The organism is Bradyrhizobium sp. B097 (assembly GCF_038957035.1).
In the GTDB taxonomy this organism is placed as follows: Bacteria; Pseudomonadota; Alphaproteobacteria; order Rhizobiales; family Xanthobacteraceae; genus Bradyrhizobium.
Genome location: NZ_CP152412.1, coordinates 1,263,466 through 1,285,594 on the forward strand (window position 1 = coordinate 1,263,466; position 22,129 = coordinate 1,285,594).

The 22,129-nt window shown below is 65.3% G+C and carries 19 protein-coding genes; 15 read left to right on the forward strand and 4 right to left on the reverse strand.

Translation table 11 applies throughout. From position 1 onward, the window contains the following. Positions 1 to 11 precede the first annotated feature (11 nt). The 10 genes from AAFG07_RS05675 to AAFG07_RS05720 all read left to right on the forward strand — a co-directional run bounded on the left by AAFG07_RS05675 (position 12) and on the right by AAFG07_RS05720 (position 12,068). Entirely contained in the window at positions 12 to 479 is a 468-nt protein-coding gene (locus AAFG07_RS05675; protein WP_212320444.1) for a biopolymer transporter ExbD, read from the forward strand. An 89-nt stretch (positions 480 to 568) separates the two neighbouring features. Next, the gene (locus AAFG07_RS05680) at positions 569 to 1,513 is read left to right on the forward strand and encodes a protein TolA (protein WP_342726383.1); all 945 of its coding nucleotides are present in this window, start codon (positions 569 to 571) and stop codon (positions 1,511 to 1,513) included. Positions 1,514 to 1,585: 72 nt separating this feature from the next. Continuing rightward, positions 1,586 to 2,920, forward strand: a complete 1,335-nt coding sequence (tolB, locus tag AAFG07_RS05685; protein WP_342729062.1) for a Tol-Pal system beta propeller repeat protein TolB — start codon at positions 1,586 to 1,588, stop codon at positions 2,918 to 2,920. 184 nt (positions 2,921 to 3,104) lie between these two features. Beyond that, positions 3,105 to 5,429: an EAL domain-containing protein gene (locus tag AAFG07_RS05690; RefSeq protein ID WP_342726384.1), complete on the forward strand. Its 2,325-nt coding sequence runs from the start codon at positions 3,105 to 3,107 to the stop codon at positions 5,427 to 5,429. Between the two features lie 177 nt (positions 5,430 to 5,606). Next, a complete protein-coding gene (locus AAFG07_RS05695; protein WP_212320437.1) occupies positions 5,607 to 6,341 on the forward strand; it encodes a hypothetical protein in 735 nt (244 codons plus the stop codon). 270 nt (positions 6,342 to 6,611) lie between these two features. Next, on the forward strand, positions 6,612 to 7,106 hold the full coding sequence (pal, locus tag AAFG07_RS05700) for a peptidoglycan-associated lipoprotein Pal (protein ID WP_092123460.1): 495 nt from the start codon (positions 6,612 to 6,614) through the stop codon (positions 7,104 to 7,106). A gap of 249 nt (positions 7,107 to 7,355) precedes the next feature. Next, on the forward strand, positions 7,356 to 8,375 hold the full coding sequence (gene ybgF / locus AAFG07_RS05705) for a tol-pal system protein YbgF (protein ID WP_342726385.1): 1,020 nt from the start codon (positions 7,356 to 7,358) through the stop codon (positions 8,373 to 8,375). A gap of 51 nt (positions 8,376 to 8,426) precedes the next feature. Beyond that, on the forward strand, positions 8,427 to 9,461 hold the full coding sequence (gene tilS / locus AAFG07_RS05710) for a tRNA lysidine(34) synthetase TilS (RefSeq protein WP_342726386.1): 1,035 nt from the start codon (positions 8,427 to 8,429) through the stop codon (positions 9,459 to 9,461). A 258-nt stretch (positions 9,462 to 9,719) separates the two neighbouring features. After that, positions 9,720 to 11,642: an ATP-dependent zinc metalloprotease FtsH gene (gene ftsH / locus AAFG07_RS05715; protein WP_097676103.1), complete on the forward strand. Its 1,923-nt coding sequence runs from the start codon at positions 9,720 to 9,722 to the stop codon at positions 11,640 to 11,642. Positions 11,643 to 11,654: 12 nt separating this feature from the next. Beyond that, complete coding sequence (locus tag AAFG07_RS05720) at positions 11,655 to 12,068, forward strand: DUF3052 domain-containing protein (protein ID WP_342726387.1); 414 nt, start codon at positions 11,655 to 11,657, stop codon at positions 12,066 to 12,068. A gap of 2 nt (positions 12,069 to 12,070) precedes the next feature. Here AAFG07_RS05720 and AAFG07_RS05725 read toward each other — a convergent pair whose 3' ends face one another. After that, positions 12,071 to 13,573, reverse strand: a complete 1,503-nt coding sequence (locus AAFG07_RS05725; protein ID WP_342726388.1) for a hypothetical protein — start codon at positions 13,571 to 13,573, stop codon at positions 12,071 to 12,073. A gap of 411 nt (positions 13,574 to 13,984) precedes the next feature. On the opposite strand from AAFG07_RS05725, the gene AAFG07_RS05730 reads away from it, so the two are divergent. Together AAFG07_RS05730 and AAFG07_RS05735 are read left to right on the forward strand one after the other, a co-directional pair. Beyond that, positions 13,985 to 14,659, forward strand: a complete 675-nt coding sequence (locus AAFG07_RS05730; protein WP_342726389.1) for a TetR/AcrR family transcriptional regulator — start codon at positions 13,985 to 13,987, stop codon at positions 14,657 to 14,659. Positions 14,660 to 14,741: 82 nt separating this feature from the next. Next, positions 14,742 to 15,170 (forward strand): OsmC family protein, encoded by a 429-nt coding sequence (locus AAFG07_RS05735; protein ID WP_092123474.1) that lies wholly within the window; start codon positions 14,742 to 14,744, stop codon positions 15,168 to 15,170. 115 nt (positions 15,171 to 15,285) lie between these two features. Here the strand turns inward: AAFG07_RS05735 and pyk are convergent, their stop codons facing one another. Together pyk and AAFG07_RS05745 are read right to left on the reverse strand one after the other, a co-directional pair. After that, positions 15,286 to 16,722 carry a pyruvate kinase gene (gene pyk, locus AAFG07_RS05740; RefSeq protein WP_342726390.1) on the reverse strand — a complete coding sequence of 479 codons (1,437 nt, stop codon included), beginning with the start codon at positions 16,720 to 16,722 and terminating at the stop codon, positions 15,286 to 15,288. Next, positions 16,719 to 17,327: a DUF1036 domain-containing protein gene (locus AAFG07_RS05745; RefSeq protein ID WP_342726391.1), complete on the reverse strand. Its 609-nt coding sequence runs from the start codon at positions 17,325 to 17,327 to the stop codon at positions 16,719 to 16,721. The genes pyk and AAFG07_RS05745 overlap by 4 nt, the downstream gene beginning before the upstream one ends. Before the next feature lie 197 nt (positions 17,328 to 17,524). On the opposite strand from AAFG07_RS05745, the gene AAFG07_RS05750 reads away from it, so the two are divergent. From AAFG07_RS05750 to AAFG07_RS05760, 3 genes are all read left to right on the forward strand, one after another. After that, entirely contained in the window at positions 17,525 to 17,827 is a 303-nt protein-coding gene (locus AAFG07_RS05750; protein WP_173638909.1) for a DUF1244 domain-containing protein, read from the forward strand. Between the two features lie 249 nt (positions 17,828 to 18,076). Next, positions 18,077 to 18,349, forward strand: coding sequence for a DUF2312 domain-containing protein (locus AAFG07_RS05755; RefSeq protein WP_029085502.1), 273 nt, complete (start codon positions 18,077 to 18,079; stop codon positions 18,347 to 18,349). Positions 18,350 to 18,481: 132 nt separating this feature from the next. Next, the gene (locus tag AAFG07_RS05760; protein WP_342726392.1) at positions 18,482 to 20,245 is read left to right on the forward strand and encodes an adenylate/guanylate cyclase domain-containing protein; all 1,764 of its coding nucleotides are present in this window, start codon (positions 18,482 to 18,484) and stop codon (positions 20,243 to 20,245) included. 32 nt (positions 20,246 to 20,277) lie between these two features. Here the strand turns inward: AAFG07_RS05760 and AAFG07_RS05765 are convergent, their stop codons facing one another. Continuing rightward, entirely contained in the window at positions 20,278 to 21,876 is a 1,599-nt protein-coding gene (locus AAFG07_RS05765; RefSeq protein ID WP_342726393.1) for a DUF882 domain-containing protein, read from the reverse strand. Between the last annotated feature and the right edge of the window lie 253 nt (positions 21,877 to 22,129).

Sequence of the window (22,129 nt, forward strand, 5' to 3'; positions counted from 1 at the left end):
AGCGCACGATCATGGCGATGAGCATGGCAGGGTCCGGCGGTAGCGGCAGACGCCGCCGCGGGCGCAAGCCGGTCATGGCCGAGATCAACGTCACGCCGATGGTCGACGTGATGCTGGTGCTGCTGATCATCTTCATGGTCGCGGCGCCGCTGATGACGTCAAACATCGACATCGACCTGCCGGTCGCGAGCGGCGGCAAGTCGATCTCGTCGAACCAGCCGCCGCTGACACTGTCGGTGAAGCGCACCGGTGGTGGCTGCAACTCGAATGTCGAGCTCTATCTCGGCGACGCGCCGGTCACGGCCGCCGACTTTCCGGCCAAGATCAAGGCGATCGGGGACGCCCGGTCGGATGCCGAAAAGGTGGTTTATCTGCGTGGCGACAAGGATGTCTGTTACACGGATATGATGAAATTGCTCGGGGAGGTCCGGGCCGCGGGATTCAAGGCGAATATCGTCATCATCCCGGAAGGTGGATAGAGCATGATCCGGAAAAGTGGAGACCGATTTTCCGATCAGATCATGCTCCAATACGAGGCCAATGTGCGGCAAGGCACGGGGAGCCTGATTTGAAGGTCAAGGTCGACAAGACTCTGGCGGCATCGATTGTCCTGCACGTCCTCGTGATCGGGTGGGGCCTCGTGTCGTTTTCGACCAGGGCGTACGTGATGCCTGAAGAGGATACTGTTGCCGTCGACGTCATCTCGCCCGACCAACTCTCCCATGTCATGGCCGGCCTGAAGGACGGCAAGAAGGAAAATCCCAAACCGCTGGTCGAGAAGGTCGCCGAGGCCAAGCCGATGGATGATGCCGTCGGCAAGATCGATGACAAGAAGCCGCCTGTCGTGACCGATACGGCGCCGGCGCCGACGCCGAAGGTGGAGAAGCCGGAAGACAAGAAGCCGGATCCGCCGAAGAAGGTCGAGAACAAGCCGGAGAATAAGCCAAAGGAAGAGCCGAAGCCGGTCGAGAAGAAACCCGATCCGGTCAAGCCCGATCCGATCGCGGAAGCGATCAAGAAGGAAGAGAAGAAGCCGCCGCCGAAGCCGGTTCAGCAGGCCGCCAAGCCGCCGCCGGAGCAGAAGCCGAAGGATCGCGTGTTCGACCAGAGCAAGATCGCAGCGCTGCTGGACAAGCGCGATCCGACGCGTACCTCCGCGACCGGCGATACGCTCAACGCCAATGCCTCGCTCGGCACGGCAAAGGGCAAGGCCGCCGACAACTCCGCGACCTGGGGCGCGATGTTCAAGCAGCAGGTCGAGCGCTGCTGGAAGAAGCCCTATGGCGGCATCGAGGCGCAGCAGACCGAGGCCGTTTTCGAGATCAAGCTGAACCGTGAGGGCAAGCTCGAAGCGCCGCCGGTGCCGGAAGGCACGCCGGCGACGCCCTATTTGCGCGTCTATCAGGAGAGCGCGCTGCGGGCGATCATCGAATGCCAACCGTACAGACTGCCGGCGGCCTTCTTCGAGGAATGGAAGTATTTCGCGCCGGTGTTCACAGAACGGAAGACCTGAGGACAGCCGCGTCGCCTGGCCAACGGCAAGCAAAAGTTACCGACAATGACCAACACGAGTGATTTGCGGACCATGAAATTTCGCCTCGACCGTCGACAGATGATCTCCGGGATCGCCGCTCTCGGCGCGCTTGTCGGAAGCCGAAGCGCTTTCGGGCAGGCTGGCCCGAAGCGAATCCCGATTCCGGAAGGCGAGTTTGCGCCGGTGCCGATCGCGATCCCGAACTTCGCCGCCGGCACGCCCGGCGACGCCGAAGTCGGCGTCGGCGTCACGCAGGTGATCACCAACAACCTGAAGCGCAGCGGCTTGTTCGCGCCGATCGATCAGGCCGCCTATCTCGAGAAGCAGATCAACATCGACGCGGCGCCGAACTTCAACAACTGGAAGAGCATCAACGCGCAGGCGCTGGTGACCGGCCGCATGACACGCCAGGGCAACGGGCGCGTGAAGGCGGAATTCCGCCTCTGGGACGTCAACACCGGCCAGCAGCTCGCGGGCCAGCAGTACGACACCTCGGCCGAATACTGGCGGCGCATCGCGCACATCATCTCCGACCAGATCTATGAGCGCATGACCGGCGAGAAAGGCTATTTCGATACCCGCATCGTGTTCGTCGACGAGAGCGGTGCTGCGGATCGCCGCGTCAAGCGCCTCGCGCTGATGGACCAGGACGGCGCCAATGTGCGCTATCTGACCCGCGGCTCGGACCTCGTGCTGACGCCGCGCTTCTCGCCGTCGACCCAGGAAATCACCTACATGGAGTTCGGGCAGGGCGACCCGCGCGTCTATCTGCTCAACATCGAGACCGGCCAGCGCGAGATCGTCGGCAACTTCCCGGGCATGTCGTTCTCGCCGCGCTTCTCGCCCGACGGCCAGCGCGTCATCATGAGCCTGCAGCAGGGCGGCAACTCCAACCTGTTCGTGATGGATCTGCGCTCGAAGTCGATGACGCGGCTGACCGACACGCCGGCGATCGACACCTCGCCGTCTTACGCGCCCGACGGCACGCGGCTCTGCTTCGAATCCGATCGCGGCGGCAAGCCGCAGATCTACGTGATGCCGGCAACCGGCGGCGCGGCACAGCGCATCTCGTTCGGCGACGGCACCTATTCGACGCCGGTGTGGTCGCCGCGCGGCGACTACATCGCGTTCACCAAGCAGGGCGGTGGGCAGTTCGCGATCGGCATCATGAAGCCGGACGGCTCCGGCGAGCGCATCCTGACCTCGGGCTTCCACAATGAAGGCCCGACCTTTGCGCCGAACGGGCGCGTCGTGATGTTCTTCCGCGATCCCGGCGGCAATAGCGGTCCGTCGCTGTTCACCATCGACGTTTCCGGGCGCAACGAGCTGCGGGTGCCGACCCCCGGTTTTGCCTCCGACCCCGCCTGGTCGCCGCTGTTGTCGTGAGGCTCGCGCAGGGCTGCTCCGGGGAACCCTGGGGCGGTCGGCACTTCTTACCTAGCGCACTGAAACTTATGCCGAATTTCGGCTATCAATGGGTCGCGGCAACGACTCGCTAACGATGTTCCCTCAGAAAGACTTCACCTGCGATCAGTAAGAGTGCGAGCTGAAAAGGACGCGCGCTCTCACAATGCAGTTTGCAAGTCAGACGGGAGAACCGGACCAGTCGATGTCGCCGACGATCTCCGCGGCGCTGGTCGATTCCCTGTTCATGAACCCCGCGCCCATGATCTTCGGCGCCTTCGGCCCCGCCATCGCGGGCGCCGTGATTGCGTTCGTCACCGGCAATCTGCTGTCCTGGCTGTGCGTGCCGCTGTTCATCGTGGTGGGTCTGGCGCGCGCGCTGCAGATGTACCGCTATCAGCAGCGCAGTTCCCGTCTCACCGTCGAAGAATCCGTGACGTGGGAGAAGCGCTACCGGATCGGTACCATCGCCTATGGCATCTCGCTCGGCATCTGGGGCGTCACCGTCCTGCTCACGACCAAGGACGCCGCCGCGCATATGCTCTGCGTGACCACCGTGGTCGCCTACACCTCGGCGGGAGTGGGGCGGACCTTCGGCCGGCCGCAGATCTTCCACCTGCACCTGTTGATGTCGATCGGTCCCCTGATCGCGGCGCTGATGTATGTCGGCGGCCCCTATCACATCGCCCTTGCGCTGCTCAGCCTGGTGTTCTTCAGCGCCATCCGGCATCTCACCTCCAGCCTGCAGCGCATCTACGTCAACGCCTGGATCGCCAAGGAGCGCGAGGCCGCGCTGGCGGGCCAGTTCGATACCGCGCTGAACAACATGCCGCACGGCCTGTGCATGTTCAGCGCCGACGGCCGCCTTGCGGTGATGAACCACCGCTTCATCGAGATGATGGAGCTGTCCGACGATTTCGTGCAGCGCGGCGCCAGCGCGACCGACATCTGCAATGCCTGCGTGCTGTCCGGCGCGATCTCGGCCGCGGCCGCGCAACAGATTCTCTACGAGATCGAGAGCTCCCAGCGCGGCGACATCGTCACCAGCGACCCCGATCCGGCCCAGAACCGTTCGCTGGACTGGACGTTCCAGCCGATGCCAGGCGGCGGTACGGTCGTGCTGGTCGAGGACATTACCGAACGCAAGGACGCCGAGGCCAGGATCAGCCATCTTGCGCGCTACGACGAACTGACCGCGCTGCCCAACCGCGTCAATTTCCGCGACGAGATCGGCCGGCTGCTCGCCATGCAGCACGGCGACCATCGCTCCGCATTGCTGTTCGTCGACCTCGACCAGTTCAAGCAGGTCAACGATACGCTCGGCCATCCCTGCGGCGATCAGCTGCTTTGCGCGGTCGCCGAACGGCTGCGCGAGATGCTGCGTCCGGAGGATTTCGTGGCGCGGTTCGGCGGCGACGAGTTCGTCGTGTTCCAGCAGAACATCCATTCGCATGAGGACGCCGCCGCGCTGGCGCGGCGCATCGTCGACCGCCTGAGCGAGCGCTACAAGATCGACAACCATCTGGTCGAGATCGGCGCCAGCGTCGGCATCGCGATGACCGCGCCCGGCGTCGGCGCCGACACGCTGCTGAAGAACGCCGACATGGCGCTCTACCGTGCCAAGGCCGATGGCCGCGGCACCTTCTGCTTCTTCCGCGACGAGATGGCCCAGACTGTCGAGGCCCGCCGCATCCTCGAGCTCGATCTGCGCAAGGCGCTCGCCAACGAGGAATTCGAGCTGTTCTACCAGCCGTTGATCAACCTGAAGTCCGGCAAGGTCTCGACCTGCGAGGCGCTGCTGCGCTGGAACCATCCGGTGCGCGGCACGGTCTCACCGGTCGACATCATTCCGGTCGCCGAGGACATGGGCCTGATCGTCGATCTCGGCCGCTGGATCCTGCGCAAGGCCTGCATGGAATGCATGAAGTGGCCGGAGGCAGTGAGCGTCGCGGTGAATTTCTCGCCGCAGCAGTTCCATCAGCGCGACGTGCTGAGCGAGGTCCGCTACGCGCTCGAGGTCTCCGGTCTGCCGGCGCACCGCCTCGAGATCGAGATCACCGAGTCCTCGCTGCTGCACAACACCGAGCTGACCCACGACGTGCTGTCGCAACTGCGCTCGCTTGGCGTGCGGATCTCGCTGGATGATTTCGGCACCGGCTACTCGTCGCTCAGCTATTTGCACAATTTCCCGCTGCAGAAGGTCAAGATCGACCGCTCCTTCCTCGAAGGCATCGACAGCGATCGGCCGCTGACCTTGCTACGCGGCGTGGCGCGGCTGTCCGCGGACCTCGGCATGTCGGTCGTGGTCGAGGGGATCGAGACCAACGAGCAGCTCGAACTGATCAGTGCCGACGGCGCGGTGACCGAAGCACAGGGATACCTGTTCAGCCGGCCGGTTCCCGCCGTCCGCATTCGCCAGCTGCTCAATGCCTCGCACGGCCGGCGGGGCGACGAGCAACTGCACGTGGTTCCCTCGCGCTCGATCGCGTGAGCTTACGCACCGACCGTTCTCAATCGATAGTTGTAGGAGTCTTTGACTGCACGATTCGAAATGCACCGTTGCGGTCAGAGGTTAACTGTATTGCCGCGATTGCTTTGACGAAAATTAAGAAGCTGTTAATCTTTTGGCTCGCGCGTTGAAGTTGTTGAGTGATTCAGGGAGTGCCATATGAGGTCCGCGGCCGAAGCCATCAAGCCCGCGACAGGAAGGCTTGCGGACCCTCTGGATCAAGTCGACTACCGTCTCGCTCAGACCCCCGAACAGAAAGACGAAATCTACCGGCTGCGTTACCGTGCCTATCTGCGCGAAGGCGCGATCCGGCCCTCGGCGGACGAGCGCGTCGTCGATCAGTTCGACGATGCACCGAACGCCTGGGTGTTCGGCGTCTATCTGCAAGGCGAGCTCTGCAGCTCGATCCGCATCACCGTGGCGACACCGGAGTGGCGCTCCTCGCCGACGCTCGACGTGTTCGGCGATGTGCTGCTGCCGAAACTCGATCAGGGGCTGGTCTTCATCGATTCGACGCGCTTCGTTGCGGATCCCGACAAGGCGCGGAACAATCCGGAACTGCCCTATGTCACGGTGCGGCTCGGCTCGACTGCGGGCGTGCATTTCAACGCCGATTACGGTCTGGCGCCGGTCCGGCCCGAGCACATGGCGTTCTACCGGCGTGTGTTCCTGCATGAGACCTGGTCGGAGCCGCGGCTCTACCCGGGGCTCGTGAAGCCGGTCGGGTTAATGGCGTCGCATCTGCCGACCGTGCGGGAACGCGTGCTCGCCCGCTATCCGTTCCTGCGCTCGAGCGCCTTCGAGCGGCGGATGCTGTTTGAGCGGGAAGGCCAGTTGCAGCCCGACGGTATCGTCCGGCCGTTCGAGCGTGCCTCGATCGTGCCGAATCCCTGAGCAAACCGGCGTTCTGATCAATCTGACATCGATCGACTGTTGCGCGCGGGCCAAATTGTCCTGCAAAAGCGGCCGGTTCCCGCAAGCCTTGCCTTCCCTTCACCATCGCGCCACATTTGCCACCCATTAACCATCGGGGGCGCTTTTCGCCATTGCCTGGCATTTGATCGGCTCGAGCAAGGTCTCGTCAAGGTTGACGGAACGTTCGCTTAACCATCGCCCTGTAGACCCAATGGACAGTACGAAGAGCGTGAGCGTGGAGGCTCCGGAATGAAACATCAGATGCGTATCCTCCAGGGTATGAAGCTGGCTGCGGTTCTGGCGGTGGCGTTGTCGATGGGTGCCTGTGCCAACAAGAACCCGCTGGACGCCAATGGCGCAATTGGCGGCGCCGCGACCCCGGGCAGCCAGCAGGATTTTGTGGTCAATGTCGGCGACCGTGTGTTCTTTGAGAGCGATCAGACCGATCTCAGCCCGCAGGCCACAGCGACCCTCGACAAGCAGGCGCAGTGGCTGCAGACCTACAACCGCTATTCCTTCACGATCGAAGGTCATGCCGACGAGCGCGGCACGCGCGAATACAACATCGCGCTCGGTGCGCGCCGTGCCCAGTCGGTTCGCGCCTATCTCGCTTCGCGTGGCATCGACCCGAGCCGCATGCGCACCATTTCCTACGGCAAGGAGCGCCCGGTCGCGGTCTGTAACGACATCTCGTGCTGGTCGCAGAACCGCCGCGCCGTCACCGTGCTGAACGCCAGCTCCTGACGCGATCCTGGATCGATTTGTTCAAGCCGGCGCCTTCGGGCGCCGGTTCTGTTTTGGCCGCGTGAGAGCCTGACCCGGCTTCATCAAGATGAACGAAGCTGCGTGCAATTGGCCGCTTGCTTGTTCCACCGTCCGTACTAAACCGGTATCCGCGGCGCTGTCCCGGATTTGAACTGCAAGTCACAATTCTGGCGTACTCCGTCCCTCAAAGTCGCGCGCTTTTCACGTCGATCTCGTCGTCAGGGCAAAATGTCATCCAGGCTACATTTTCTTTCTTCCGCCGCGGCTATCGCGGCGCTGTTCGTCGTTTCCGCACCAGCGTTTGCCCAATCCGACGATTCCGATGCCGAGATGCGGATCGAGCGGCTGGAGAACCAGCTGCGGCAGCTGACCGGGCAGAACGAGGAACTGCAGTACCGCAACCGCCAGCTCGAGGAGCGCCTGCGCCAGCTCGGCGGCCAGCCGCCCGGCCCGAATGGACAGCCTCCGGCGGCCCAGCCCGGTGTCGCGGCGGTGCCGCCGGCGCAGCAGGGGTACCCGCAGGCGCAGCCCGGCAACGCCCAGCCACAGCAGGGATATGGCCGGCAGCCGCAGGGCGGCTATGACCAGCAGCAGATCGCGGCGCCCGCGCCGATCGTGCAGGAGCCGGCACCCGCGGCAGCTCCCGGCCGCCGTGGCCGCGGCGATGCCTTCGATCCGACCCAGAATCCGAATGCCCCCGGCGCTCCGCGCGTGCTCGGTGGCGGCGGACAGATGCCGATGCAGAACGATGCGGCGGCCGGTGCGCCCGGCGGCCGCGGCGCGGGCGAGCCGCTCGATCTCGGCAACACGAGCCCGCAGCGGGCGCCCGGCGCGAGCGCGGCCCTGACCACATTGCCGCCGTCGGCGACGCCGAAGGACGAGTTCGACCTCGGCATCGGCTACATGCAGCGCAAGGACTATGCGCTCGCCGAAGAGACGATGAAGAACTTCGCCACCAAGTATCCGAGTGATCCTTTGGTGGCGGATTCGCAATACTGGCTCGGCGAAAGCTATTTCCAGCGCCAGCAATATCGCGATGCTGCGGAAACTTTCCTCGGTGTGACCACCAAGTTCGACAAGTCCGCGAAAGCGGCCGACGCGCTGCTGCGGCTCGGCCAGTCGCTGGCGGCGCTGAAGGAAAAAGAAGCCGCCTGCGCCGCGTTCGGCGAGATCGCGCGGAAGTACCCGCGCGCGTCAGGCGGGGTCAAAGCTGCGGTTGACCGCGAGCAGAAGCGCGTGAAGTGCTAAACCAGCCGGGGGAGGCCGCTTCCGGCCTTTCCGCGACCTGCTGGTTCTGTGATGCCCGACGACCGATCCGCCATCCCGGCAAGCGACGCCAAGCGCCTGTTCGCGGGCCTGGCGCGCGCGCCAGCGATCGTGCTCGCGGTGTCGGGCGGTCCCGATTCCGTCGCGCTGATGTGGCTGGCCGCGCGCTGGCGCCGCGCGCTCGCGCAGGGACCGCGGCTGGTGGCGGTCACCGTCGATCACGGCCTGCGTGTTGAAGCGGCCCGCGAGGCGCGCGACGTCAAACGGCTGGCGCGAAGCCTCGACCTGCCGCATCACACGTTGCGCTGGAGCGGGCCCAAGCCCAGCACCGGCGTGCCGGCAGCCGCGCGTGAGGCGCGCTATGGCCTGCTCGCGCAAGCCGCGCGCAAGCACGGCGCGACGCATATCGTGACCGCGCACACCCGTGACGACCAGGCCGAGACGCTGTTGATGCGGATGCTGCGTGGCAGTGGCGTCGCGGGCCTCTCGGCGATGGCGCGCGAGACCGAGCGCGACGGCGTCATGCTGACGCGGCCGCTGCTCGATATTTCCAAGGCACAGCTGATCGCGACGCTGAAGAAGGCGCGCATCAGCTTTGCCGACGATCCGACCAACCGCGATCCGTCCTTCACGCGACCGCGGCTGCGCGCGCTGATGCCGCTGCTGGCGGAGGAGGGCGGCGACGCGCGGAACCTGGCACGGCTCGCGGCGCGGATCGCGCGCGCCAACGCCGCGCTGGAGGTGCTGGTCGACGGCGCCGAGGGCTATCTTGCGTTGAAGAGCGAGGATAACTTCGATGCGGGCTTCGACGCGGCACTGTTCGCGGTGATGCCGGACGAGATCCGCCTCCGCCTGCTCAAGCGCGCCATCGACCGCACTGGACATGAGGGGCCGGCCGAACTCGGCAAGGTCGAAACCCTGCTCGCCGCGGTCGATGAGGCCGTCAGTCAGCGCTCGGGACAACGCGAATCCAAGCTGAAACAGACGCTTGCCGGAGCGGTCATCAGCGTCGCCTCCGGCCGCATCAGGATCAGCCCGGCGCCGCCTCGCCGGGCCCGTTCCCGCTGAGCCGGGTTCGATTGTTTCAACCGCTGTCATAATCCGGCAAGGAGGCTTAACCACCCCGGAAAAACACCGGATTCCGCGTCATTTTTTGACCGGGAATTGGGCTAGGATGCGGTAAATAGTCGTGCGTGGTTCCCTTGGCATCGACCCCAGCGGCACCTAGATTGTAGGCATCGACGGGATGGATTCCCTGGGGATTCCCACAGAGCCTGCCCAAGGACTAGAGAGAGGCCGCGATCCGCGCGACCACGAAGGAAGACCATGAACGCCAATCTGCGGAATTTCGCCCTCTGGGTCATCATTGTCCTGCTGTTGCTGGCGTTGTTCACGCTTTTCCAGAATCCTGGCCAGCGCTCGTCGTCCTCCGACATCTCGTTCTCGCAGCTTCTCACTGAAGTCGATCAGGGCCATGTCCGCGACGTCGTGATTCAAGGGCCCGAGATTCACGGCACCTTCAACAACGGCACCAGCTTCCAGACCTACGCGCCGAGCGATCCGTCGCTCGTGAAGCGCCTCTATGACGCCAAGGTGCAGATCACCGCGAAGGCGCCCGGCGACAACGTGCCGTGGTTCGTCTCGCTGCTCGTCTCGTGGTTGCCGTTCATTGCGCTGATCGGCGTCTGGATATTCCTGTCGCGGCAGATGCAGGGCGGCGCCGGCAAGGCGATGGGCTTCGGCAAGTCGCGCGCCAAGATGCTGACCGAGGCGCATGGCCGCGTCACCTTCGAGGACGTCGCGGGTGTCGACGAGGCCAAGCAGGACCTGCAGGAGATCGTCGAATTCCTCCGCGACCCCGGCAAGTTCCAGCGGCTCGGCGGACGCATTCCGCGCGGCGTGCTGCTGGTCGGCCCTCCCGGCACCGGCAAGACGCTGATCGCGCGCGCGGTGGCGGGTGAAGCCAACGTGCCGTTCTTCACGATCTCCGGTTCTGACTTCGTCGAAATGTTCGTCGGCGTCGGCGCGAGCCGTGTCCGCGACATGTTCGAGCAGGCCAAGAAGAACGCGCCCTGCATCATCTTCATTGACGAAATCGACGCGGTCGGCCGTCATCGCGGCGCCGGCCTCGGCGGCGGCAATGACGAGCGCGAGCAGACGCTGAACCAGCTGCTCGTCGAGATGGACGGCTTCGAGGCCAACGAAGGCGTGATCCTGATCGCGGCGACCAACCGTCCCGACGTGCTCGATCCCGCACTGCTGCGTCCGGGCCGCTTCGACCGCCAGGTCGTGGTGCCGAATCCGGACGTCGTCGGCCGCGAGCAGATCCTCAAGGTTCACGTCCGCAAGGTGCCGCTGGCGCCGGATATCAACCTCAAGACCATCGCGCGCGGCACCCCGGGCTTCTCGGGCGCCGACCTGATGAACCTCGTCAACGAAGCCGCGCTGACCGCCGCCCGCCGCAACAAGCGGATGGTGACGCAGGCCGAGTTCGAAGAGGCCAAGGACAAGGTGATGATGGGCGCCGAGCGCAAGTCGCTCGTGATGACCGAGGAAGAGAAGTTGCTGACGGCCTATCACGAGGGCGGCCACGCCATCGTCGGCCTCAACGTCGTCGCGACCGATCCGATCCACAAGGCGACCATCATTCCGCGCGGCCGTGCGCTGGGCATGGTGATGCAGCTGCCGGAGCGCGACAAGCTGTCGATGTCGCTGGAGCAGATGACCTCGCGCCTCGCCATCATGATGGGCGGCCGTGTCGCGGAAGAGCTGATCTTCGGCCGCGAGAAGGTGACCTCGGGCGCCGCATCCGACATCGAGCAGGCGACCCGCCTGGCCCGCATGATGGTGACGCGCTGGGGCCTGTCGGAAGAGCTCGGCACCGTGTCCTATGGCGAGAACCAGGACGAGGTGTTCCTGGGCATGTCTGTCTCGCGCACCCAGAATGCGTCCGAGGCGACGGTCCAGAAGATCGACTCCGAGATCAAGCGCCTGGTCGAGGAAGGCTACAAGGAAGCGACCCGGATCCTGACCGAAAAGCATGGCGATCTCGAAGCCCTGGCCAAGGGTCTGCTCGAGTTCGAGACGCTGACCGGCGACGAGATCATCGACCTGCTGAAGGGCAAGAAGCCCAACCGCGAGTCCGTGCTCGAGCCGTCGACGCCGCGCGCCTCCGCCGTGCCGCCGGCCGGCAAGTCGCGTCCGCGTCCCGATCCGGACACCGGCATGGAGCCGCAGCCGCAGGCGTAAGCCTCGCCCGCCATGGCCGGCACTTCCGGCAAACCGATTGTGCAAAAGCTCGGCTTCAAGCCGGGCTTTTGTATTTTTGTCGACGGGTTGTCCGTTCCCTATCGCGACATTGTCGGCGAACTGCCTGCCGATGTACGGATCGCGAAGACCGCGCGGGCACCGCTCGATGCCGTGCATCTGTTCGCCGCCGAGGCCAAAGGGCTTGCCGCCAAGCTGCGGCGTTACCGCGAGGCGATCGCACCTCGCGGCATGATCTGGGTGTCGTGGCCGAAGAGGAGCTCAGGCGTCGCGACCGATCTCGACGACAGAGCGGTGCGCGAGATCGGGCTCGCGTCCGGCCTGGTCGACATCAAGGTCTGCGCCGTCGATGCGGTGTGGTCGGGGCTGAAATTCGTGATCCCGGTCAAAGAGCGCGGCAAGCGCTGAGGCTAGTTCGAACCTTCAGCCGCCGGCACCACGCCGGCCTTCGTCTCGTCCGATCGTATATGGATGACGGCGATGTCGTCCCTGTAGAGCCGCTTCCAGCCCTTGAGGTGGTCCAGCGCGTTTCCGGCCGGAGAGTCCGAGCTCAGCAGCGTGGCGTCGATCCGGTATTTGTCGAGCAGGTCCAGCAGCTGGCCGACGTCGCGGGCATCGAGCGCGGCGTAATAGTCGAGTACGAATTGCTCGCCATAAAGCTCGGCGCGGCCGTCGATGAACACCTTCATGTCGCGGCTGACCATGTAGCCGCCGAACGGCGCGGTGCTGAACACGCGCTGCGCCTTGTGTTGCTGGAGGACGTCGACCGCGGCAACGGGCGAGAACACCGGCAGGAATTTGAACTCGTGCTGCGCGACGAACATCGTCGTCGTCACCCACGCTCCGATCACCATTGCGATGGTCGCCAGGATCGTGACGACGGGGACGGCGCGTCCTTGCTCGAAGCGGGCGGCGCGGACGCCTGCCATTCCCCATTGTTCGGCGATCGGCTTGGCGAGCACCAGCGGCGCGATGAACGCGAACACCTCGGTGTTGCGGATATGGCTCAGCGCCATCCAGATCAGCCCGAGCAGCAACAGGATCCGCGGCACCGACAGGGTCAGCCCGCGATAGCAGATGACGCCGATCAGGCCGAGCAGCGTGGCTTCGAAGAAGCTGGGCTTGCTGAAATCCGCGGGCAGCCATTCGCCGATCATCGACAGCAGCTTGCCGAGGCTGAGGATCTTGGTCGCACCCAGCAGGCTATTCCAGCCATAGGGCGTCACGCAGCTCGCGGCCAGCGCGGCGACGCCGAACAATCCCCATCGCACGATGAGCTGACGGCGGCGGCTCGGCTCCGCGCTCCACACCGCCTCCAGTCCGATCGGCCCGATCAGCGCCAGGCCGAGCACGAAGCCGCCATGCAGATTGGCCCACAACGCCATCAGCGGCAGCAGCCACCATGACGGATGGGTGCGGCGATCCGCGGCCGAGATCAGGCCACCGATGAACGCCAGCAGCACCGGCAGTGCCAGCACATGCGGCCGCGCGAAGAAGTGGATCGTCGACAGCAGCAGCGCCAGCGCCGCGATCAGGAGTGCACGCGCCGGATCGAAATACGGGCTCAACAGATGCAGGAAGATCGCGACGGACGCGCCGATCGCGATCGACGTCAGGATCACCGGCCCGGCCCAATCGCCGCCGTACACGAGCGCGTACGCCACCTGCGACAGCCACGAGCTCGAGATCCAGGGCTCGCCGAAACGGGTGAACGAGAACACGTCTGTCGTCGGCATCGCGCCGTGTTCGAGGATCCACTGTCCGACCTTGATCTGCCACTCCGTGTCGGAATCGCGCAGCAGGATTTCACCGGCGGAGAGATAGAACAGATAGGCGCCCACGGCTGCGCACAGCGGCAGCAGTCCTCGCACCGCGCTACGGCTGCTCACGCGGCTGGTGATGGAGAGTGACATGCGCTTTCTTGGCTCGGCCGGGGACATCGAGGCAACGCCACACGTGGCGTTGGGCGCACTCGACCACGGCTTCCGATAAATTCGGGTAAATGCGACCGCGACGTGGTGGGTCCGCGCGAGATCGGATGTCTCGATTTCGAGCAATCGTCTTGGCGCGCGATTTACCATCGCAAGCCCGATCCGGACCTGCGTGCTGTCGGCACCTGGCGCTTCCGACGGCCGGAGGGCCGCCAGTTCAATCGGAGGTGGCGTGCGGCCGTCGCAAAATCCTTACAATTCCAGCTTGTCATTCAGTCTGAATAGTTGTTCACTTCTTCAAACGGTTGCGGGATCAATCGTTCAAAACATTGAAGACGCGTGTGTTCTGCCGGTGGGCGCCGGCCAGGGCACACGGTTGGGGGGCGGAACGCCATGGTCTACCGGCGAACTCATCAGGTCGTGAAACGGCTGGCTGCCCGGCGCAGCGCCATCCTGTCGGCTGCGCGCGACGCGGCGGCGGCGGGCGGCATGGCCGCGGTCCAGATCGCACCCGTCGCGGTGCGGGCCAATGTCGCGGCCGGCACCGTCTATCGCTATTTCCCGTCGAAGGCCGAGCTGATCTCGGAATTGATCACCGAAGTCTCACGTGACGAATTGTCTGCGATCCGGCGCGCCGCAGAGGCCGCGCCCGGACCGTCATCGGCGCTGGCCGCCGCGGTCACGACGATTGCGGTCCACGTGCTGTCGCAGCGCAAGCTGGCCTGGGGCATCCTGGCCGAGCCGGTCGATGTCGACGTCACCGCTTCGCGCCTCGCCAGCCGCCGCGATATTTCCGGCGAGCTTGCCATGCGCATCGACGCCGCCGTACGCGCCGGACATCTGCCGGCACAGGACACGGGGCTGGCCGCCACCGCCTTGCTCGGCGCGCTGCACGAAGCACTGGTCGGCCCGCTGGCGCCGGCCAATCTCGACGATCCGATCAAGCTGCGCGATACGGTGCAGACCGTGACGCTGCTCGCGCTGCGCGCGGTCGGTGTGATGGACGCGCGCGCCCGTGGCCTTGTGGTGCAGGCGACGACCCCCGCAAAGGCGCTGGTCGGGGCCTGAGATCGCGACTGCGCGGCGAACACTTCCGTCGCATTGGCGTTGTAGGTTGAGGCTGGGTTCAACCAACCTCACGGAGCAACGCATGACGACGACCCATGGTTCGGCCAAATGGCAGGGTGGCATCAAGGACGGCAAGGGCGCGATCTCGACCAAGAGCGGCGCGCTCTCGGACTACCCCTATGGCTTCGCCAGCCGCTTCGAGGGCAAGCCGGGCTCGAACCCCGAAGAGCTGATCGGCGCGGCGCATGCCGCCTGCTTCACGATGGCGTTGTCGCTGATCCTGGGCGAGGCCAAGCTGACGGCCGAGCACATGGAGACCAAGGCTGACGTGACCCTGGAGAAGGTCGCCGACGGCTTTGCCATCACCGCCGTGCACCTGACGCTATCGGCGAAGATCCCGGGTGCCGATAACGCAACGTTCCAGGAATTGGCGGGCAAGGCCAAGGCCGGATGTCCGGTGTCGAAGCTGCTCAACACCAAGATCACGCTCGACGCGGCGTTGCAGGGCTAACGGTCTGGAGCGCAGCATGGGGCCACGCTGATGCGCGGCCCGGCGCGCCGGGTTAGAGCGTTTTCGAGCGAAGTGGGCACCGGTTCGCGTGAAGAAAACGCGTCAAAACGAGAATCTACAGCTGCGCGTCGCCGTTCGGTCCGACCGAGGCGATGCGCAGCATGTTGGTGGTGCCGGGCGCGCGGAGCGGCACGCCGGCGACGATGATGACGCGCTGGCCGGCCTTGGCAAAGCCGTCCCGGAATGCAATTGAGCCGGCGCGTTCAACCATGTCGTCGAGATCGTGGGCGTCCTCGGCGACCACGCAATGCACGCCCCACACCACCGACAGCTTGCGGCCGGTGACGAGGTTCGGCGTGATCGCGACCACCGGCACCTTGGGGCGCTCGCGCGCCACGCGGATCGCGGTCGAGCCTGACGACGTCCAGCAGATGATCGCCGACAGATCGAGCGTCTCGGCGATCTGCCGCGCGGCGTCGGCAATGGCATCGCCCACCGTCGCCTCCGGATCGACGCGCTGTGCGTTGATCACGCTGCGATAGGTTGGATCGCGCTCCACCTCCTCGCCGATCCGGTTCATGGTCGAGACCGCTTCGACCGGGAATTTGCCGGCAGCGGATTCCGCCGACAGCATGATGGCGTCGGCGCCTTCGTAGACGGCGGTGGCGACGTCGGAGACTTCGGCGCGCGTCGGCACCGGCGCCTGGATCATCGATTCCAGCATCTGGGTTGCGACCACCACCGGCCTGCCGGCGCGGCGCGCCATCCGGATCATCTGCTTCTGCAGGCTCGGCACCCGCTCCAGCGGCAGCTCGACGCCGAGATCGCCGCGCGCCACCATCAGCGCGTCCGCCACCTCGATGATGTCGGCGAGGCGGTCGATCGCCTGCGGCTTCTCGATCTTGGCCATCACCGCGGCGCGGCCGCGGATCATCTTCTTGGCCTCGATCACGTCCTCGGCACGCTGCACGAAGGACAGCGCAACCCAGTCGATCCCTTCCGGAAGCGCGGCTTCCAGATCGGCGCGGTCCTTCGGGGTCATCGCGGAGACGGGCAGGTCGGTGTCGGGCAGGCTGACGCCCTTGCGGTCCGACATCTTGCCGCCGATCACGACGCGCGTGACCGCGCGGTCGGGCGAGGTTTCCTCGGCGATCAGCCGCACCTTGCCATCGTCGAGCAACAGCGCGTGGCCGGGGCGGAGCGCGGCGAGGATCTCCGGATGCGGAAGCTGGACGCGGCTGTTGTCGCCCGGCGCCTTGTCGGAATCCAGAATGAAGCTCTGGCCGTTCTTGAGCTGGGTCGACCCTTCCACGAAGGCGCCGACCCGCAGCTTCGGCCCTTGCAGGTCGACCAGGATGCCGATCGGCCGGCCGTAGCTCGATTCGACGTTGCGGATGGTCTTGACCAGCTCCCGCATCTTGTCATGCGGGGTATGGCTCATGTTGATGCGGAACACGTCGGCACCCGCCTCGAACAGCTTGCGGATCATCGCGCTGTCTGAGGAGGCTGGGCCGAGCGTCGCAAGGATCTTGATTCGGCGCAGTCGTCTCATTGTTTGTTTCCGGGTGGTGCGGCTGGCGGCAGACCCGACGCGCCCGGAGGCGCTGCGCCCGGCGGCGGGTTGGGCAGGCCCGGCATCGCCCCGGGGCTTCCCGGAGCCACGCCGCCCGGCATTCCCGGTACTTTCTGCGGCTGTTGTTCGTTGGCTTCGGTCAGCTGGACGGTCCATGCACGCTGCTCGCCGGTGTCGACCTCGAAGAAGCCGGTGCGGTCAAAACCCCGCGCCAGGCAATTCTCGGTGCCCTTGATTGTGAATTCCTTGTCGCGCGAGCACATGAAGGCCTGGCCGGACCATTCGCCGCCGCGATCGTAGTCGAGAGCGTAGATGTAGTAGTAGCGCGCCACAAGATTGCCGCGCAGCAGGGTCTCGCAGGTCCGCGACGACACATTCCACCAGCCTTCCGTGGTCCAGCCCTCGGCGTCCTTGTAGCCGAGCGCGATCCCGACCCGGCTCGAGGTGTTGTTGCAGAGCCGGAAATCGGCGGCCGCCGGGCTCGTCCACAGGCATGCCGCGACAAGCGCCAGCACCGGCAGGATGCCGGCCAGGATCAGGCGAGTGGTGCGGGGAGCAGAGGCGAGAGAATCTGTTGGGCTCATGCGGCGAAGCTATATCAAATCATTGTCGATTTCGCGTGCCCGGCAGGCACTGTCAACGGGCGGGCGCCCGTCTGCCACACTGCGGGACCGTGGCCAATGTGGCCGGAGAGCTCCGTATTGCGCGTCGATATGGCAAAATCTGTGACAATTCCCATCTGATATCAATATGGTGAGCGCATCACACCGGGATCACGATCATGAGCATTGACGACAAAACCAGAACAGAACTCGAGGCCGCGGTGTTCCGGCGCCTCGTCGATCATCTGCGCAACCGGACCGATGTGCAGAACATCGACCTGATGAACCTTGCCGGCTTCTGCCGCAATTGCCTGTCCAACTGGATGAAGGAAGAGGCCGACGCCAAGGGCCTTGCGGTGAGCAAGGATGAGAGCCGCGAGGCGGTCTACGGCATGCCCTATGAGGAGTGGAAGGCGAAGTTTCAGGGCGGTGCGACGCCGGAGCAGCTCGCGGCGATGAAGAAGGCCCAAAGCGGGCATTAAGCCCAGCAACGTCATTCCGGGATGGTGCGCTAGCGCCAGACCCGGAATCTCGAGATTCCGGGTTCGATGCTGCCGCATCGCCCCGGAATGACGTTTATACCTGAAAGACCAGCATCTCCTGTGGGCGCGCTGTGGATGAGCGCGATGTTTCCTTGACGGGACGTGCTCCAAAATCGAGGGTCGCCCGCGACAAGCGGTGCGCGTGGCGCGTATTCGCGCGACATTTCATTGCCATTTCAGGAGTACGCGATGGCCACCACGTCTGCCGCCGTTCAGGATGAACCCGCAACGCGATTTGCCAAGGATCAGCTCAAGTCCATCATCGAGCGCATCGAGCGGCTGGAAGAGGAAAAGAAGACCATCTCGGACGATATCCGCGACGTCTATGCCGAGGCCAAGGGCAACGGCTTCGACGTCAAGGCGCTGCGCACCATCGTGCGCCTGCGCAAGCAGGATGCCAACGAGCGCCAGGAGCAGGAAACCATCCTGGAGACCTATATGCAGGCGCTCGGGATGCTCTGAGGCGGCAGGCGGGCCGGTCTGGCGTCGCCAAGGCGCCCGCCCGAGGTAACTCGCCCAATCCTCTCGGCGAGGCTTGGGTGAAATCCCGGGATTTGCTACACTGCCGGTGAGGTAACCGGGCAGAGCGTTCAGATGGACGTGCCAGGACCAGAGCGTCGGCTCGCTGCGGTCCTCGCCGCCGACATGGTCGGCTTTAGCCGCCTGATGGAGGCTGACGAGACGGGCACCCTTGCGCGCCTCAAGACCCATCGGATCGAACTGATCGATCCGGCCATCAGCAAGAATCGCGGCCGCATCATCAAGACCACAGGCGACGGCCTGCTGGTCGAATTCCACAGCGTCGTCGATGCGGTGTTGTGCGCGGCCGAGGTCCAGCGCCGGATGGCCAAGCGCAACACCGACGTCGCGCCGGCGCGGTGGATGCAGTTTCGCATCGGCATCAATCTCGGCGATGTGATCGTGGACGGCGCCGACATCTTCGGGGATGGCGTGAATGTGGCGTCCCGCCTCGAGGTGCTGGCCGAACCCGGTGGCATCTGCATTTCCGGCGCGGTCCGCGATCAGGTCGGCGATCGCCTGGAAGATCTGAGCTTCGAGGATCTGGGCGACCAGACCGTCAAGAACATCGCGCGACCGATCCGGGTTTTCCGCGTCCATTTCGAATCGGGCGCCAGATCCGCAACCGACCATCCGAGCGCGGCGGCCGCCCCTGTCGTCGCCAAAAAGCCTTCGATCGCCGTGCTGCCGCTCGTCAATATGAGCGGCGATCCCGAGCAGGAATTCTTCGCCGACGGCCTCACCGAGGACATCATCACCGAGCTGTCGCGCTTCCACGATCTGCTCGTGATCTCGCGCAACTCGACCTTCGTGTACAAGGGCAAGGCGGTGAAGGTGCAGGACGTCGCGAAGGAATTCGCGGTCGACTATGTACTGGAAGGCAGCGTGCGCAAGGCGGGCGGCCGGATTCGCGTCACCGTGCAGCTGATCGATGCCGAGGCCGACCGGCACGTCTGGGCCGAGCGCTACGACCGCGAGCTCGCCGACATCTTCGCCATCCAGGACGAGATGACGCGCGCGATCGTGGCGACCTTGCCGGGCCGTGTCGAGGCCGCCGCCCATGACCGCGTCAAGCGCAAGCCGACCGACAACATGGCGGCCTATGAGTGCGTGCTGGCCGCCAAGGTGCTGCATCATCGCTCGGCGCGCGACGACAATGCGGAGGCGCAGCGTTTGCTCGAGCGGGCCATCGTGCTCGATCCCAATTACGCCCATGCGCACGCCTGGCGGGCCTGCGTGCTCGGCCAGACCTGGGTCTACAATTGGTGCGACGACCGCGACGCGACCTTCGCGCAGGTGGCGGCCGAGCTCGAGATCGCGCTCAAGCTCGACGACAATGACAGCGACGTGCACCGGATCCTCGCCGCGCTGAACCTCAACCGCGATGACCACGACAAGGCGGCCTTCCACCAGGAGCGCGCGCTCGCGCTCAATCCTAACTACGACCTCGTCGTCGTGCAGCAGGGCGAGCTCCTGACCTGGCTCGGGCGGCCGGAGGAGGGCATCGACTGGATCAAGCGGGCGATGCGCCTCAATCCGTTCCATCCGGAGCGATTCTGGAGTCATCTCGGCCGCGCCTGCTATTGCGCCGAGAAATATGCCGATGCGGCCGAGGCGTTCTCGCGGATCACGCGGCCCGACCACACCCATCACGCCTTCCTCGCCGCGACATTGGCGCAGATGGGCAACGCGGTGGCGGCCTCAGCCCATGCCACCGAGGTGCTGAAGCGCGAGCCAACCTTCTCGGTCGCCGCGCACCTGGCAACCCAGCACTACAAGCGCGCGCCCGATCGGGCGCGTTACGAGGCCGGCCTGCTCAAGGCGGGGCTGCCGGCTTGAACGGCTGATGAAGTGAAGTTGTCGGCAGAAGCCTAGCGCAGCGAGGCGGTGCGCAGCACGAAGGATTGGGTCGTCAGGAGGGCGGTCGCCGAGCCCGAGAAGCGATCGCAGGTCATGCCCATCATCGGATCTTCCGAGAAAGTCATGGCGACGGCGGCCTGCGGCTTCACGAAGTGAGCCCGCATCATGTTCATGTCGGTGTCGCCGAGCACGGTGGTCAGCATGCCGCTGCTCGCGCTCGGCGCCAACATCACGACGCGCATCCAGATGTCGTTGCCCTTGGCGGCCGAGATCCGCGCCGATGTCGTGATCACGCCCTGGCCAGGTGTGCCCTTCGCAACGACGGTGTTGATTTCGGTGGCCGGCGCCGCCGCATTGCGCGTCGGGCGCACATTGCGCGGGATCGGCGCGGTCGCCGCGACGATATTGGCACGGTCGACCGGCGAGGACGCAGCCGGCGCATAGGCTAGCGCCTTGTTGAAGTTCTCGGTCGTGCTGGCGGTGGTCTGCGGATCGGAGCCGCCGACCGCCTCACGCGCCTTCAGTGCGGCGATCTGCGCGGCCGATGCCTGCTTCGGCGCGGCTGAGTCGTCACCCCAGAAACCGCGGGCATTGATGATGTCGGCGGGCGATTGCGGTGCGGTGCTCTCGGCCGTCTGCACCACCTGCACCGCCGGCTTGGACTTCGGCATCGGGACGAGCTGCGCGTCGGCGGCGGCGAGCTGGATGGCGGCGGCGAATTGCTGCGGCTTGGCGCGCGGCAGCGGAACCGGGTCGGCGGATTTGGCAGGGGCAGCGGTCGCAACCACGGTGGCGGCGGCGGGCTTGTCGTTCACGGAAGCCCCGCCTTCGTCTTCGTCGTCACCCGACTTGCCGGCCCCGAACAGCTTCGCGAACAGGGTCGGCTTGCTGATGGTTGCAGCATCGTCGCCATTGCCGCGGCGTTCGATGTCGGCCTTGGCGAGTTCATAGCCCTTCAGTGGCGTGCCGTCGGTCGGGACATGGACGGTGCGGCCGTCGGGGAACACCCGGACCAGCTGCTCGCGGGTCATCCGCGGCCAGTGGCGAATGCCGCCGGTGTCGAGATGCACGAAGGGCGAGCCCGAGGTCGGATAGAAGCCGACGCCGCCACGCTGCAGGCGCAGGCCGGCGAAGCGGATCTGCTCCAGCGGAACGCCGGGAATGAAGAAGTCCATCGCATGCCCCAGCATGTGCTGGCTGTGGCGCGCAACGCCCGAGGAGCGGCGGCGGAGCATGGCGTTGGTGGCAGGGGCGCGGTAGGCGGAGATGATCTGGATCGGCTGCTTGCCGCCGACGTCGTTGTAGACTTCCCAGAGGATGTCGAACAAATGACGGTCCATCACCGTCTCATCCTGGGAGCGCCAGTCGCGCAGGAAGTGATTGAGCTGCTTCAGCGCGGCTTCGTCGTAGCGGCCATCGCGCTTGAAGGTGATGGTGAGGTCTTCGCCGGAATGGGTGTGGTGGAAGGAGAGGGTGCGGGTCTGGTTCAGCGCAGTCGCATCGTGCACCGAGCCGGCGCCCGCCAACAGCAATAGCGCGGTCAGGCCGACTTGGTACCCGGCCTTAGGCAGCGACAGCGGTTTGTAGCGGCGTGCGAAAACAGCCAGCACTATGAGCCCACCCAGTCGACGAGCGTTCGGTCGGCATCCTCGCAGACCCCCTGCGGAAGACGGTGAACGCTTTCTTAAAGCGGGAGGGTTAACCGAAGTTTACCGACCCGCCCCCAAGTTGGGCTTAACTAACTGGGGGAGTGTGGCAAAAGATAGCCCTGTTCCCCGGACCCCATCGCAAATGGTTAACGTAAACGATCTCGCTTTTTGAGCGAGATCGTTGATTTTACTTCAAAATTTATCGCAATCGGGC